Source organism: Coriobacteriia bacterium, assembly GCA_013334745.1.
GTDB lineage: Bacteria > Actinomycetota > Coriobacteriia > Anaerosomatales > JAAXUF01 > JAAXWY01.
In genome coordinates this window covers 24,526-38,133 of sequence record JAAXWY010000005.1, presented here as the reverse complement: position 1 = coordinate 38,133, position 13,608 = coordinate 24,526, and the positions used below count along the sequence as shown (strand labels likewise).

The following is a 13,608-nucleotide window of genomic DNA, read 5'->3' as shown; positions in this document are numbered from 1 at the left end:
GAATGCATCAAGCGATTCCCGTGCCTTCACGGCCGGGCGCGCCGCACGCGAGTCGTGGTTCCGGGCGCAAGTCGTGGCCCCAACGGGGGTATGAACTCTCCAGACCGGTGAATCATCTCCGGCGATTGCGCAGGCCCTACAGCATGCGGAGCCTGCTTGGGAAAGGGGTAGTCATGAGCGACATTGTGGTCCTCGGCTTCGAGGACGAGGCGGCAGCGGATGCGTTCAAGCCGAAGCTTGAGCGGATGCAGGGTGAGGGTGTTCTGGCCCTCGAAGATTCGGTCAAAGTGACGGTAAACAGCGACGGGAAGGCCAAGCTCCACCAGGGCTTCTCGTCTGTACGCGCCGACGCCGCAATCGGCGGAATGCTCGGCGTCGCAGTGGGCGTTCTGTTCCTGAATCCGCTCCTTGGAGCAGCCGCAGGTGCCGCTGCGGGCGCGGCTGTTGGTGCGTTCTCGGGCGACTACGGTATCGATGACGCCTTCATCAAGGAGACGTCGGCCGCGCTCACACCCGGCTCCACCGCGCTATTCCTTCTGGTCGCGAAGAGCGTTCCGGAGGCGATTCAGGCCGAACTGCAAGGCACGAAGGCGACCGTGCTGAGCACGACACTCTCGCCCGAGGCTGCAGCCAAACTGCAGGAGGCGCTGGCCGACGACGCGACCGCCGGCTAGCTCCTGAATCGCTTGACCTTCACACCGCCTACAGGGCACGCTCTCGTCACCGAGCGTGCCCTGTAGAGCATCGCCCATGAGATGGAGCCCACCGTGACGTGGCAACTCATTCAGTCTTGGCCGTCGATCGCCACCTTCGCACTTCTCGTGTACTGGGTGTCTGTCGCCATCATCGTCATCAGCGATGAGCGTGAGCCCACCGAGACGCTCGCATGGATTCTCGTGCTGATCGCGTTCCCGCTCACCGGTCTGCTCTTCTACTACCTGTTCGGACGCAACTGGAAGAAGATCGCGCAGCGCAGCCCGTGGTTCGAGGAGATCGCTCGAATCGCACTGCCCACGATGAACCGCCTGTGGGGTGAGCATTCGGCCGTCGAGCGCAACCTCCTTGAGCAGGTGGCGCCACTCGGCTACGACCCGATCATCAAGACCGCGCTCGCAGCGGACACGACGCACGTGATGCCCGCCTACGACGTGACGATCCTCAAGAACGGCGATGTGCTGTTCCCAGCGCTCAAGGAGGACCTGCGCAACGCGAAGGAAACCATCAACTTCCAGGTGTTCATATGGGAGCGGGACAAGCTCACGGCAGAACTCAAGGACATCCTGATCGAGCGGGTCAAGGCCGGCGTCGAGGTGCGGCTTCTCACCGACTTCGTCGGCTGCATGGCCTACAAGAAGGATGAGATCAAGGAGATGCAGGCGGCTGGCGTCAAGTTCAAGAGCAACCTGCCTGACTGGCACAAGATCAACTACATGGATCACCGCAAGATCATCGTGATCGATGGCGTGATCGGCTACATCGGCGGACTGAATGTTGGCCAGGAGTACATCGACGGTCAGCCGCACTACGAGTCATGGCGTGATACGCACAGCAAGTTCCACGGCCCGGCCGTCGCGGATCTGCAGAAGCTATTCGCCGCGCGGTGGCATGAGAACACCCAGGAGAACCTGTTCACCGAAAGGTTCTTCCCGGCCACGTACCCGCAGGACGGCGTGATGACACCTACGCTGACGGTCGCGCAGGGCGTGGAGCTGCTCTGGGACCCGGCGCGGCGCGTCCACGAGTCCGCGATGGCGGCTGCGCGCGAGCGCATCTGGATCCAGTCTCCCTACTTCATCCCCACCCCCGACATCTACGAGATCATGATCAATCAGGCGCTCGCGGGCAAAGACGTGCGCCTCATGATCACCGGCGTACCCGACAAGGTCTTGCCGTGGCGGGCCGCCCACTCGTTCTTCCACCGCTTCCTGCTCGCGGGCGGGAAGATCTACATGTACGACGCCGGATTCTTCCACGGCAAGACGATGACCATCGACGGCGAGATCTGCGTGATCGGCACCATGAACATGGACATCCGCAGCCTTGCGCTGCACAAAGAGGTCATGGCGTGGTACTTCAACAAGGACATCGCCGCGCAGCATGACGCGATCTTCGAGGACGACATGACCAAGTGCTCACAGGTCACGCTCGAGACGGTCGAGAACTGGCCGGCCGCGTTCAAGCTGCGCAACTCAGTGTCTCGCCTGATGTCGAACTTGATGTAGCAACTGATACGGGTAATGAAGCGGCCCGGACGACGATGTCGCCCGGGCCGCAGTACGTCCGAAAGAGTGCTCGCGGGGTTCTAGCCTTCAGCGAGCCAGCGTGCTGCATCCTTTGCGTGATACGTGATGATGAGATCGGCTCCGGCGCGCTTGAAGCCGAGCATCGTCTCGAGCACGACACGCTTCTCGTCGATCCAGTCGTTGGCGGCGGCGGCCTTGACCATCGCGTACTCGCCGGAGACGTTGTAGGCGGCGGTGGGGTAGCCGAACTCGTCCTTCACGCGACGGATCATGTCCATATAGGCGAGCGCAGGCTTGACCATGACGATGTCGGCACCCTCGTCGATATCGAGCGCCGCTTCGCGCAGGCCCTCCTCGGCATTGGCCGGATCCATCTGGTACTGCTTGCGGTCGCCGAAGGTGGGCGCACTATCGGCAGCATCGCGGAACGGTCCGTAGTAGCCGCTCGCGTACTTCACCGAGTAGGCCATGATCGGCACGTTGACGAAACCCTCGGCGTCGAGCGCTGCACGAATCGCCGCGACGCGACCGTCCATCATGTCGCTCGGAGCGACCATGTCGGCGCCGGCCTCAGCGTGCGTCACGGCCTCCTTCGCGAGCAGCTCGAGCGTGACGTCGTTGAGCACGTAGCCGTCGGCGTCGAGGATGCCGCAGTGCCCGTGGCTGGTGTACTCGCACAGGCACACGTCGGTGATGACGTAGAAGTCCGGGTCGTGCGCTTTGATCGCGCGAATGGCCTCCTGCACGATGCCGTGCTCGTCGTAGGCTTCGCTGCCGACCTCGTCCTTCTCGGCGGGAAGGCCGAACAGGATGACGGCCGGGATACCGAGCGAACGCAGCTCGTCGATCTCGGCCGGTAGCATGTCCAGCGAGAGCTGGAAGACGCCGGGCATCGAGGAGACCTCATCGCGCTTGCCCTCGCCGGGCTTCACGAACAGCGGGTAGATGAAGTCAGCGGCCGAGAGCGAAGTCTCGCGGACCATCGAGCGAATCGTGGCATTACCGCGAAGGCGGCGGGGGCGGTAGTTCGGGAACTGCATGAAGCGCTCCTTAGTCGACGAACTCTTCGATGGAGACCTCGGACTTCGAGTCACGGCTGTCCTCGCCGGCGTCGTCGTCATCCTCGTCCTCGTCAACATCGGCTGCCGCGGCATCCCGCAGCTGACCACTCGCACCCGTGCCGAGCTGGAAGTTGACCCAGCGCTTGAACTGCGCGACGGCGTAGCCGATGAACAGCACCATGAAGAACCAGTACGCGACCTGCGCGAAGAAGAACACCACGTTGCCGTATTGCATGACCCAGCCGATGATTCCGCCGGGCGCTGCTGCCGTCTGAACTGCGGCGCCGTCCATATGCACTCCTTCCGTCGGCGTGCACCACTGCACGCGCGAGAACCTGACGTGACAAGTCGAGGCGGCATGCAGATCGCAGGCCGCCTCGACATTCAATACGTGGTGGAGACGAGGAGATTCGAACTCCCGACCTCTGCCGTGCGAAGGCAGCGCTCTCCCAACTGAGCCACGTCCCCGATCGGCCCGCAGCAAGGGGGCTGCAGAGCAGAGAGTAGTGTGCCTACCTACCGTGCCTTTGTCAATCTGAGCGGCCGCTACGGCCTACGCCGACTGGGCCTTCTTGAGCTGGAAAGCGCCGAGGATGCCCATCACGCCGGAGACGATCGCGAACAGGCCCCATATCCACGGCAACGCCAACATGTAGGTCGTGAAGTTGAAGGCGATCACGGTACCGATCACCAGACTCAGGGCGCCGAGGATCCCGATACCCCAGCCGCCTCCCTTGAAGGCTTTGGCGATGTCGACGGCGCCGATGATCATCCCGTTGATGCCGAGAATCAGCGTCGCGGTGCCCACCACGACAGCCGCCCCCATGTAGGGCGCGCCGATGATGTAGCCACCCGCGACGATGCTGAGCAGGCCGCTTGCGACGCGCCAGCCCCACTGCGTGCGGTCGACGAAGAGCGACCCGAACGTGAAGAAGCCCGAGACGAGCCAGTACCAGCCCAGGAACGTGACGAGCACGACGGTCGTGACGAGCGGCTGCAAGACAAGGAAGATCCCGATCCCAAGAGCCGCCAAGCCCTGAAGCAGCGCCACCCACCACGGAAACGGAAACACCGTCTCGACAGCGATGGTCCCAGCATCCATATCGGCCATGACCCCTCCTCCGTAAGCTCATCGAGCGGTGCCGTGCGCACGCGGCAGCTTCGCCCCCTCCGCGAGCGTTGCCCGCGGCCGACTCAAGAATACCCGTGAGCATCCCGGGGCGCACGCCCAGGATTTCGGGATATGCTGCACCGGACAGTTGGCGTGATCGATGTCGCGACGGCTGCGACGGTCTTACGGGGAGGGCACGTGCTCGCACTCACACTGCAGGTTGCGACTCTGGCGCTCGGCGTCGCCATCAGCCCCCTGCCGTTGGTCGCGGTCATCGTTCTGCTGCTCACGAAGCGCGCGCGCTTCAGCAGTCTGGTGCTGCTGATCGCGTGGATCTCGGGCGTGGCGCTCGCGCTCGCTATCGCGATGGCGTTCGCAGGGCGAATACACCCGCCCGCGGCAGGCACTGACTACGCATGGGAGGGGCTGTTCTCCGCACTCATCGGCGTTGGGCTCGTCACGACCGGAGTGCTCACGCGGCGCGGCCGGCATCAGCAGGGCAAGCCCGAGCAACCGCCCGCGTGGGTGAGTTCCGTCGACAACCTCTCGCCCATGGGCGGCGCCGTGGTGGTGTTCCTCAACGCGACGACCAGCCCGAAGAACCTCGCGCTCGCGATCACCGCAGGCGCACTCATCACCAAGAACGGGCTGAATCTTGCCGAGGCGGCGCTCGAAGTGGTGCTCTACCTTGCGGTCGCGAGCCTGACGCTCGCTGTCCCGGTTGCGCTCTACTTCGTTGGCGGAAACAAGAGCGTTGCCGTCCTCGAGCGCTGGAAGGCCATGGTCACAGCGCACGCCGCTGCGGTGATGGAGATCATCCTCTTCCTGCTCGGAATCGGGATGACGGCGCGCGGCCTGTTCAACCTGCTCGGCTAGCTATTTCGACCGCTTCTGCATCTCGAGGTAGAGGGCCACGACCGCGAGCGCGCCCAAGAACGATGCGACCATGCCGCTCGGTCGAAGTGAGAGCCCCTGGCCCATGAGCAGGCTGACGCCGAGCCCACCAACGTACGAACCGATGGCCCCGAGCCCGAGGAGTGCCGCCCAGTTGGGCTTGCCGCCCCGCTTGAGCACGCGGCTCTTGCCAAGCACGATCCACGCGAGCCAGCCAGCGGCCATGCCCACGACCAGCAGATACATCGCGACGTACGCAAGTCCCACGATCATCGATTCGCTCCCCTGTTGCCGAGGTGTGGGCGCTCGTGCGCAGCGACCCAGCTCAAGTCACAAGCACCATAGACCGCACCCTGGAGAATGGAAAGGGGCCGCCCGGTGAGGCGACCCCTGTGACGCGCGTGGTGTAACACAGAAACTAGACGCTCGCGAGCGCGGCAGCCTTGATCTTGTCGAAATCCGCCTGGCTGATCGATCCCTTGTCGAGCAGCGCCTGTGCCTTGGCGATGTCGTCGACAGCCGAGCCGCCCGTAAGGCGGGCCTGCGTGGCCTTCGCCTCGGCGATCATGCGCTGATCCTGCTCGGTGTTCTTCGGTCGGACAGCCACGTAGATGAGGATGCCGATGAACGGGAACACGAAGAGCACGAACACCCACCCGGCCTTCGCCCAGCCGGAGAGGTTATCGCGGCGGAAGATGTCCGCGAAGATCTGGACGAACATCATGATCACCATCATGAACATGTAGATGATCAGCATCGTCCAGAGGAAGTTCAGAAAGCCACCGTTAAACATCGTTGTCTCCTTTGTGAAGCCCGATAACCGATTGGTTTATGCCCAATCCGGAAGGTGCTCGGCATTCCCTACCCCGAAATGCCCGCCGCACACGGTACCACGGGGCGCGTGGCCGTGCGGTAAGCATTCGCATCGGGAGGTCTATCGCCCGCAGCACGCTTTGTACTTGCGCCCACTGCCGCACGGGCACGGGTCGTTGCGACCCGTGCTTGCGGCCTCATCGGCGAGAACCTGCATGATGTCGGCGGCCGGCCGCCCCTCGCGCAGCAGCTCGGCGAGCATACGCATGCGACGATCGGTATGCGTGAAGAAGTGCGTGAGCCCGTCGCACAGCCAGTTGAGCCCCGGCTCGCCGTCGGCCGTGATGAGGATGCGGTTCTTGGGACACTCGCCATTGCACGCGAACAGGAACGCGCACTCGCGGCACGCGCGCGGCAGCGTGTCGCGCTTCGCCTCGCCGAATGCACGCTGCTGGTCTGAGCGCACAAGCTCACCGAGCGGTGTCTCCATGATGTTGCCGAGCAGATGCGCAGGCTGTACGAAGTGATCGCACGAGTAGACGTCACCGTTGTGCTCGAGCGCGACGCCCTCGCCGCACGTGGGCTGCAACACGCACAGACTCGAGTAGCCGCGCAGGTAGGCGGCGAGCACGCCGTCGAAGAACTGCACGAACATCTCGCCCACATCGCGTCGAATCCACTCGTCGAAGATCGCCGAGAGGAACTCGCCGTATGCGAGCGGGTCAACGCTGCTGTCTGTCACGGTCCCGGGCATGCCGGGCGCACTCGCGGTCGGCGCGCTCGGCGCGTTCGCGACCTCGACGATCGGGATGAACTGCACGTAGCGAGCGCCGAGTTCGTCTCGGAAGTAGCGGTACACGTCGAGAGGACGGCCCTGATTCGCAGCGTTGACGGTGCACAGCACGTTGAACTCGGCGCCGTGCTTCTGGAGCAACCGCGCGGCCGCTTCGACGGTGTCAAACACCGAGTGCCCCGCGCCGTCGTGCCGGTACGCATCGTGAATGTCACGCGGGCCGTCGATGCTCAAGCCCACGAGGATGTCGTTCTCGGCGAGGAACGCGGCCCACTCGTCGGTCAGGAGCGTGCCGTTGGTCTGCAGCGTGCGCTCGACGCTGTAGCCCGACGGCAGCGCGTCGCGCTCCACGAGAAGCGAGCGGCGGAAGAAGTCGAGGTCCATCAGCGTTGGCTCGCCGCCCTGCCAGGCGAGCGTCACGAACGGCACACGCTGCGCCTCGATAGTCTGGCGGACGAAAGCCTCCATGACCTCATCGCTCATGCGGAAGTCGCTGTCCGGGTACAGCTCGCTCTTCTCGAGGAAGAAGCAGTAATCGCAGCGAAGGTTGCAGCGAGCCCCGGTTGGCTTCGCCATCACGTGAAATGCCTGCTGCGCTGATTCACTCATGTGCGCATCGTACTTCACCGCCACACAGGGTGCGGGTCCGCAGCTGCTCCTACGCGACCGCATCACTCAGGCGAACAAGTATCATGTTCTCGGTTCGCGTCGCTTCGCAGAGGGGGTCGCGTGGAGGACATCAGCACCGATACGGCTGCCGAAGCTGTGCGCATGGACTCGCGCGAGATCGCGCGGGTGGGCACCCGTCTGCTGCTGCTGGCGCTGCTCGTGGGCGTAGCCAGCGGTGCGGCGACCTGGGCGTTCCTCGCGATCGACCACCTCGGCGTCGTATTCCTGTGGGAGACGCTGCCCGAACGCTTCATATCGCTACCCAAGTGGGCGATACCGGTCGCGGTGGTCGTGACGATGACCGCCATCGCCTCGCTTGTAGCGCTCACATGCAAAGGCCGGCCCTTCGACACCGGAGCGGCCGAGCATGAGTACGACCTGACGGGCCGCATGTCGTACCGCCGCATCCTGCCCGGCGCCGTCTTCTCGCTCGCCTCGCTGTTCTCGGGCGCTCCCATTGGGCCCGAGGCCCCGCTCGTGGACATCAACGGCGGGCTCGGCTCGCTCATCGGCGACCGGTTTGGCCTGAAAGCCGAGCAGGTCAAGATGATGACGTACGGCGGTGTAGCCGGCGCGCTGGCCGCGTTTCTCGGCGGGGCACCTGTAGGCGCGCTTCTGGCGATGGAGTTCATCAGCCCAAAGGCGATCAGCATGAGCCGCCTTCAACTCGTCGGAGGGCTTGCCGCAGGAGCTGCGGCGTGGACGACTTACGTGGCGCTCGGTGGCGAGCGCTTGGGCAAGCTGTTTCCGTTTCCCGCATACACGACGATGTCCTTCACCGACCTCGGGCTTGCGCTCGTGCTCGGAGCCGTAGGCGCCCTCATCGGCCTGGCGTACGGCGGCGTCTTCGTGAAGGTGCGCGGCACGTTGCAGCCGCTGCGCGAGAAGCCCTTGCTGGCCGGCGTGGCTGGCGGCTCGCTCGTCGCACTCGCGGCGGTCGCAAGCCCCTACCTGCTGTTCTCCGGTCAGTCTCAGGTGCCGGGCATCATCGAGAAGGCCACGGCGCTGGGTGTTGTGACCCTCGTGCTGTTGGCAGTGGGAAAGATCGCGCTGAGCTTGTGGAGTCTGTCGACCGCCTACTTCGGCGGGCCGCTGTTCCCTCTCATGTTCGCTGGCCTGTGCCTGGGACTCGCACTCAATCTTGCGCTGCCTGTCATCCCGCAGGGGGTCGCGGTGCTGGCGCTCATCGTCGGCATGCTCGTTGCCGCCACGGTGTCGCCGCTGAGCATGACGGTCTTCCTCGGGCTCATCTCCAACAACGAGCTCGTCTCGGTGATCGCGGTGGCTGCGGTGGCTGCCTACGTCGTCCGCCAGGCAATCGCGCCGACGCTACCGGGCGTGTATCGACGCGCCGACGACGCGCCCGATGCTGCGGAGGCGTAAGGGCGGCCCGAGTCGGCGTCCGCGGGTTCCCTGATGCGGGCTGTTCAGCGATGATGGGTGCGTCAATTCGCTGCTGGGAGGATTTCGAACATGGCCGGTGCCTTCTCACCTGAGATTCTGATCGCACTCTTCACGCTGACCGTGCTCGAGCTCGTGCTCGGTGTGGACAACGTCATCTTCCTCGCGATCGTCACGCAGGATGTGCCACTCGCCCAGCGCGACAAAGTACGCAAGATCGGACTCGGGCTGGCACTCATCGGCCGGGTCGGCATGGTTCTCGGCGTCACGTGGCTGCTGGGGCTCGATCAGACGCTCTTCACCATCGCCGGCCACCACTTCAGCATCAAGGATGTGATCCTGCTCTCCGGTGGTCTATTCCTCACCTACAAAGCCGTCACTGAGATCTACAAGGCGACGGAGCTTAAGGAAGAGGAACAGGAGAAGCGAGCGAAGAACCCGGGCGTCGCAGGGATGGCAGCGGTCATCGCACAGGTTGTGGTCGTCGACATGGTGTTCGCCATCGACTCGGTGCTGACCGCCGTCGGGCTGACGTCGAGCACGCCGGTAATCATCATCGCCATGTCGATCGCGATCTTCGTGATGATGTTCTTCGCAGGCCCGCTCGCCGACTTCATTGAGCGACACCCGTCGGTCAAGATGCTTGCGCTCACGTTCCTCGTGCTCGTGGGCGTGCTGCTCATCGCCGACTCCTTCGGTGAGGAACTCGACCGCAACTACGTCTACTTCGCCATCCTGTTCTCACTCGGTGTTGAAGCGCTCAACTTCCGCCGCCAGGCCAATCTCGAACGCAAGAAGCGCGAGTTGGTATCCGCGGGCGAATAGGGCCAACGGCGCCGCTCCTGGGCGCTTGCGGGGTATATAGCGAGACGAGGCCGCGAGCGTCGCGGCTTCGACCTTCTCCTGCGACCAGACAGAGGTGGTGCGCATGCCGAACGGCAAGCCGAACATCCTCGTCCTTTGGGGCGACGACATCGGCACCTGGAACATCAGTCACAACAATCGCGGGATGATGGGCTACACCACGCCCAACATCGACCGGATTGCCAAGGAGGGTGTCGCGTTCACGGACTTCTACGGTCAGCAAAGCTGTACCGCCGGACGCGCCGCATTCATCACCGGTCAGAACCCACTGCGGACCGGAATGACAAAGGTCGGCCTGCCGGGTGCGAACTTCGGACTCCAGCCCGAGGACCCGACCATCGCCGAGATGCTCAAGCCGCTCGGTTACGCCACGGCGCAGTTCGGCAAGAACCACCTGGGCGATCTCGATGAGCACCTGCCCACGAACCACGGCTTCGACGAGTTCCTCGGCAATCTCTACCACCTCAACGCCGAGGAAGAGCCGGAGCTTCCGGACTACCCGAAGGATCCAGCGTTCAAGGAGCACTTCGGCCCGCGGGGCGTCATCCACTCTTGGGCGCAGCCTGATGGTACGCAGAAGATCGAGGACACCGGTCCTCTCACCAAGAAGCGCATGGAGACCATCGACGACGAGGTGACGGCTCGCACGCTCGAATACCTCGAGGAGCGCGCCGCTGAAGACAAGCCGTTCTTCCTGTGGTGGAACGCGACGCGCATGCACTTCCGCACCCACGTGAAGGAAGAGAACCGTGGCATCAGCGGGCAGGACGAGTACGGCGACGGCATGGTCGAACACGACCGTCACGTGGGGATGATCCTCGACAAGCTCGACGAGCTCGGGCTGACCGATGACACCATCGTCATGTACTCGACCGACAACGGCCCGCACTTCAACTCGTGGCCGGATGCCGCCACCACGCCGTTCCGCTCGGAGAAGAACTCGAACTGGGAAGGCGCCTATCGAGTGCCGTGCTTCATGCGGTGGCCGGGTCACTACGAGGCCGGCGTGACGCGCAACGGTATCGTCGCCCACCAGGACATGGCCACGACGTTCCTCGCCGCCGCCGGAGAGCCCGACATCGCCGAGAAGATGCGTGTCGGGTACCAGGCGATGGGCAAGACGTTCAAGGTCGCGCTCGACGGCAAGGACATGAACGACTATCTGGCCGGCAAGGTCGAGGAAAGCCCGCGCGACCGGTTCTTCTACGTCAACGATGACGCGGAGCTCGTCGCCCTGCGCCTCGGCGAATGGAAGTTCGTCTTCAAGGAGCAGCGCGGCATCCAGCTCAAGCTCTGGCTTGAGCCGTTCGTGAATCTGCGCGCACCGATCGTCTTCAACCTGCGGCGCGACCCGTTCGAGCGCGCGCCGGAGAACTCGAACTCGTACTGGGACTGGTTCCTGGACCACCTCTTCCTGGTGGTCTGGGCGCAGTCGGCCGTGGCCGAGGCGATCCAGGACATCAAGGCGTTCCCGCCGAGACAGAAGCCCGCGAGCTTCAATCTCGACAAGATCCTGGAGCAGCTCCAGCAGTCGCAGGGGTCGTAGGGCCGCACAGCATCGCGTGACCGAGGGGCGCCTACGGGCGCCCCTCGTGCGTGTTGGCGGGGATACGACCTACGGCCGATGCGGGTCTCGGCGAGCTGCAAGCCACGCCTCGCCCAGCTCCACCGCAGCTGCGGTCGACTCGAACACGATGTCGGTGGCCGGCAGCGCGTTATCGGCACCAAGCTCATCAAGCACGCGTGTGGCGCGCAGCTGCCGCATGAGCCGCTCGGATACGCCGGCGAGGATGAGCCGACCGCCGGCCGCACGAATCTGCTCGTTGTAGCGGCGCAGCATGAGGATGAAGGTGCTGCCTATCTCGCCGTGCGCACGGAGGCGCACCACGAGCACAGGTCGCTCCGCCTCGCCGACCGACGGAAGCAACGCGTCGACAAGTTCGACGCCGGCATAGAAGACACTGCCGTAGATGTCGACCACCGTGACAGCGCGACTCGGCAGGAACGCGGGTGGCTCGGTCTCGGCCCATCGACCATCGTCGATTTGGAGAAGCGACACGACGAGGACGTCCTTTGACGAGGCGTACACGTGCTGTACCGCCGAAAGCGCCGCCCCCAGGAGCACCGCGTACTGCACCGGAACCAGCAGCATCGTGGCGAGCGTGATCGCCATGATCACTGCGGACTCCCTGCTCGCCCGCCACACGTCCACCATCGACTGAATGTCGATCGCCGAGAACCCGACCACGATGAGGATGCCCGCGAGCACCGCGAGCGGCACGAGCTCGACCAGCGGCCCGAGCAGCAGCAACACCGCCGCAACCACCACTCCGATCACGACGTTTGCGAGCCGTGTACGCGCACCCGCAGTCACGCCAAGTGCCGTACTCGAGACCGATGCACCCACCGGCATACCGCCGAACGCTCCCGCCGCGAGATTGCCGAGCCCCTGTCCGACCATGTCGCGAGAGGGTTCGGGGTACGTGCCGTCTGCGTTCGCAAACGACTTGCTGATGCCACCGCCCTGGACCAACCCGATGAGCGCGACCGCGAGCGCGGGCATCGCCAGCGTCCGAATGAGAGAAACGTCAGGCAACGCCGGAAGCGGCAGACCGCGCGGGATCGCGGAGACACTGCTCACGAGCGGCACCTCCAGGTGCGCGAAATACACGAGCGCAGAGACGGCGACCAGTGCGATGAGCATGTCGAACGCAGCCAGAGGGGTGCGGCGAACCAGAAGGATGATGGCGATAGTCGCGCACCCCACGGCAACCGTCGCGAGGTCCCATCGACCAACGTGTAGGAATGTATCGACTGCGCGCACCAGCCGGATTCCCCATGGGGAGCTGAAGCCGGTGAAGTTCGCGAGCTGTCCCATGATCACGAGCACAGCGACGCCGTTCAAGAACCCTTTCATCACGGCGTTCGATACGAACCGCAGGAGCCGCCCACCTCGCAACAGACCGAAGAGCAGCATGAACGCGCCGACGAGCAACGTCATGAGCGCTATCGCCCCGTCGCGCCCCGCTGCAGGTACGGCATCGAGCGCCCCACCCACGGTGACCGCCATCGCCGCCGTGACCGCGACCGTCATGTACTGGGAGCCCGTTGTGAGCGCCGCGACAGGCGTACCCACAAGCAGCGAGTACAGCCCGAGAATCGGACTGACGCCGGCGAGCAGCGCGTTAGCCATCGCATCGGGGATGTTGGAGACGCCGTTCGTCACGCCGACGATGAGGTCGGTGACTACCGAGCCGCGCCCCTCGGAGGGCGTTCGCGCCACGTGGACTCCTTCGCTACGCTCGGACCGACCATCTGTATGAGAATACCCGAGGCGAGCGCTCTCGCCCTACGGCGTGCGCACGGTTACGCTGAAGCGGGCTGCAAAGTCACGTTTGGCGCCCGCTCGGGGTACAGACCGTTGGAGGGGTCGCGTCGGCGAACCGCCGCGCCGCGCGCAGAATCCGGGAGGAACACCATGGGCTGCTGCTTGTTCGCCTCGATACTCGCCGGCGCGCCGCGCTTCGCGTTCGTGCTCTGGTGGCTCTTTCAGCCGGGCCGCATCGGCCGGACGTTCGACGGATTCCTGTGGCCGCTTCTCGGTCTCATCTTCGTCCCGTGGACGACGCTGATGTACGTGATGGTCTACCCGGGCGGCATCGGCGGGTTTGACTGGCTGTGGCTCGCTTTGGCCCTCTTCATCGACCTCGGCACCTACGGTGGTGGCGCGAAGTCGAAATCGCGCTCCAAGAACTGACC

14 protein-coding genes and 1 tRNA gene are annotated in these 13,608 nt (G+C 64.5%); 7 read left to right on the top strand and 8 right to left on the bottom strand.

Annotated elements, in window-relative coordinates:
- Positions 1 to 173: 173 nt before the first annotated feature.
- Both HGB10_02825 and cls read left to right on the top strand, forming a co-directional pair.
- Positions 174 to 674: a DUF1269 domain-containing protein gene (locus tag HGB10_02825; GenBank protein NTU70740.1), complete on the top strand. Its 501-nt coding sequence runs from the start codon at positions 174 to 176 to the stop codon at positions 672 to 674.
- Positions 675 to 767: 93 nt separating this feature from the next.
- Positions 768 to 2,222, top strand: coding sequence for a cardiolipin synthase (gene cls / locus HGB10_02820; protein NTU70739.1), 1,455 nt, complete (start codon positions 768 to 770; stop codon positions 2,220 to 2,222).
- An 80-nt stretch (positions 2,223 to 2,302) separates the two neighbouring features.
- Here the strand turns inward: cls and hemB are convergent, their stop codons facing one another.
- The 4 genes from hemB to HGB10_02800 all read right to left on the bottom strand — a co-directional run bounded on the left by hemB (position 2,303) and on the right by HGB10_02800 (position 4,415).
- On the bottom strand, positions 2,303 to 3,283 hold the full coding sequence (gene hemB, locus HGB10_02815) for a porphobilinogen synthase (GenBank protein NTU70738.1): 981 nt from the start codon (positions 3,281 to 3,283) through the stop codon (positions 2,303 to 2,305).
- Between the two features lie 10 nt (positions 3,284 to 3,293).
- Complete coding sequence (locus HGB10_02810) at positions 3,294 to 3,596, bottom strand: hypothetical protein (GenBank protein ID NTU70737.1); 303 nt, start codon at positions 3,594 to 3,596, stop codon at positions 3,294 to 3,296.
- Between the two features lie 100 nt (positions 3,597 to 3,696).
- Positions 3,697 to 3,772 (bottom strand) — tRNA-Ala (locus tag HGB10_02805).
- An 85-nt stretch (positions 3,773 to 3,857) separates the two neighbouring features.
- On the bottom strand, positions 3,858 to 4,415 hold the full coding sequence (locus tag HGB10_02800) for a hypothetical protein (GenBank protein ID NTU70736.1): 558 nt from the start codon (positions 4,413 to 4,415) through the stop codon (positions 3,858 to 3,860).
- 198 nt (positions 4,416 to 4,613) lie between these two features.
- Between HGB10_02800 and HGB10_02795 the strand changes: the two genes are divergently transcribed.
- Positions 4,614 to 5,291: a hypothetical protein gene (locus tag HGB10_02795; GenBank protein ID NTU70735.1), complete on the top strand. Its 678-nt coding sequence runs from the start codon at positions 4,614 to 4,616 to the stop codon at positions 5,289 to 5,291.
- Here the strand turns inward: HGB10_02795 and HGB10_02790 are convergent, their stop codons facing one another.
- The 3 genes from HGB10_02790 to HGB10_02780 form a co-directional block, all read right to left on the bottom strand.
- Complete coding sequence (locus HGB10_02790; protein NTU70734.1) at positions 5,292 to 5,582, bottom strand: GlsB/YeaQ/YmgE family stress response membrane protein; 291 nt, start codon at positions 5,580 to 5,582, stop codon at positions 5,292 to 5,294.
- Positions 5,583 to 5,727: 145 nt separating this feature from the next.
- Complete coding sequence (locus HGB10_02785; GenBank protein NTU70733.1) at positions 5,728 to 6,102, bottom strand: hypothetical protein; 375 nt, start codon at positions 6,100 to 6,102, stop codon at positions 5,728 to 5,730.
- Positions 6,103 to 6,243: 141 nt separating this feature from the next.
- The gene (locus HGB10_02780; GenBank protein NTU70732.1) at positions 6,244 to 7,524 is read right to left on the bottom strand and encodes an anaerobic sulfatase maturase; all 1,281 of its coding nucleotides are present in this window, start codon (positions 7,522 to 7,524) and stop codon (positions 6,244 to 6,246) included.
- A gap of 120 nt (positions 7,525 to 7,644) precedes the next feature.
- Between HGB10_02780 and HGB10_02775 the strand changes: the two genes are divergently transcribed.
- The 3 genes from HGB10_02775 (at position 7,645) to HGB10_02765 (ending at position 11,395) form a co-directional block, all read left to right on the top strand.
- On the top strand, positions 7,645 to 8,967 hold the full coding sequence (locus HGB10_02775; GenBank protein ID NTU70731.1) for a chloride channel protein: 1,323 nt from the start codon (positions 7,645 to 7,647) through the stop codon (positions 8,965 to 8,967).
- 90 nt (positions 8,968 to 9,057) lie between these two features.
- Entirely contained in the window at positions 9,058 to 9,810 is a 753-nt protein-coding gene (locus tag HGB10_02770) for a TerC family protein (GenBank protein ID NTU70730.1), read from the top strand.
- Between the two features lie 103 nt (positions 9,811 to 9,913).
- Positions 9,914 to 11,395: an arylsulfatase gene (locus HGB10_02765; protein NTU70729.1), complete on the top strand. Its 1,482-nt coding sequence runs from the start codon at positions 9,914 to 9,916 to the stop codon at positions 11,393 to 11,395.
- A 69-nt stretch (positions 11,396 to 11,464) separates the two neighbouring features.
- Here HGB10_02765 and HGB10_02760 read toward each other — a convergent pair whose 3' ends face one another.
- The gene (locus HGB10_02760) at positions 11,465 to 13,132 is read right to left on the bottom strand and encodes a SulP family inorganic anion transporter (GenBank protein NTU70728.1); all 1,668 of its coding nucleotides are present in this window, start codon (positions 13,130 to 13,132) and stop codon (positions 11,465 to 11,467) included.
- 195 nt (positions 13,133 to 13,327) lie between these two features.
- Between HGB10_02760 and HGB10_02755 the strand changes: the two genes are divergently transcribed.
- A complete protein-coding gene (locus HGB10_02755) occupies positions 13,328 to 13,606 on the top strand; it encodes a hypothetical protein (protein ID NTU70727.1) in 279 nt (92 codons plus the stop codon).
- The last annotated feature ends 2 nt before the right edge of the window (positions 13,607 to 13,608 follow it).

Coding starts and splice junctions, on each gene's coding strand:
- HGB10_02825 (NTU70740.1), top strand. CDS start 174: ATGAGCGACATTGTGGTCCTCGGCTTCGAGGACGAGGCGGCAGCGGAT.
- hemB (NTU70738.1), bottom strand. CDS start 3,283: ATGCAGTTCCCGAACTACCGCCCCCGCCGCCTTCGCGGTAATGCCACG.
- HGB10_02810 (NTU70737.1), bottom strand. CDS start 3,596: ATGGACGGCGCCGCAGTTCAGACGGCAGCAGCGCCCGGCGGAATCATC.
- HGB10_02800 (NTU70736.1), bottom strand. CDS start 4,415: ATGGCCGATATGGATGCTGGGACCATCGCTGTCGAGACGGTGTTTCCG.
- HGB10_02790 (NTU70734.1), bottom strand. CDS start 5,582: ATGATCGTGGGACTTGCGTACGTCGCGATGTATCTGCTGGTCGTGGGC.
- HGB10_02785 (NTU70733.1), bottom strand. CDS start 6,102: ATGTTTAACGGTGGCTTTCTGAACTTCCTCTGGACGATGCTGATCATC.
- HGB10_02780 (NTU70732.1), bottom strand. CDS start 7,524: ATGAGTGAATCAGCGCAGCAGGCATTTCACGTGATGGCGAAGCCAACC.
- HGB10_02770 (NTU70730.1), top strand. CDS start 9,058: ATGGCCGGTGCCTTCTCACCTGAGATTCTGATCGCACTCTTCACGCTG.
- HGB10_02765 (NTU70729.1), top strand. CDS start 9,914: ATGCCGAACGGCAAGCCGAACATCCTCGTCCTTTGGGGCGACGACATC.
- HGB10_02755 (NTU70727.1), top strand. CDS start 13,328: ATGGGCTGCTGCTTGTTCGCCTCGATACTCGCCGGCGCGCCGCGCTTC.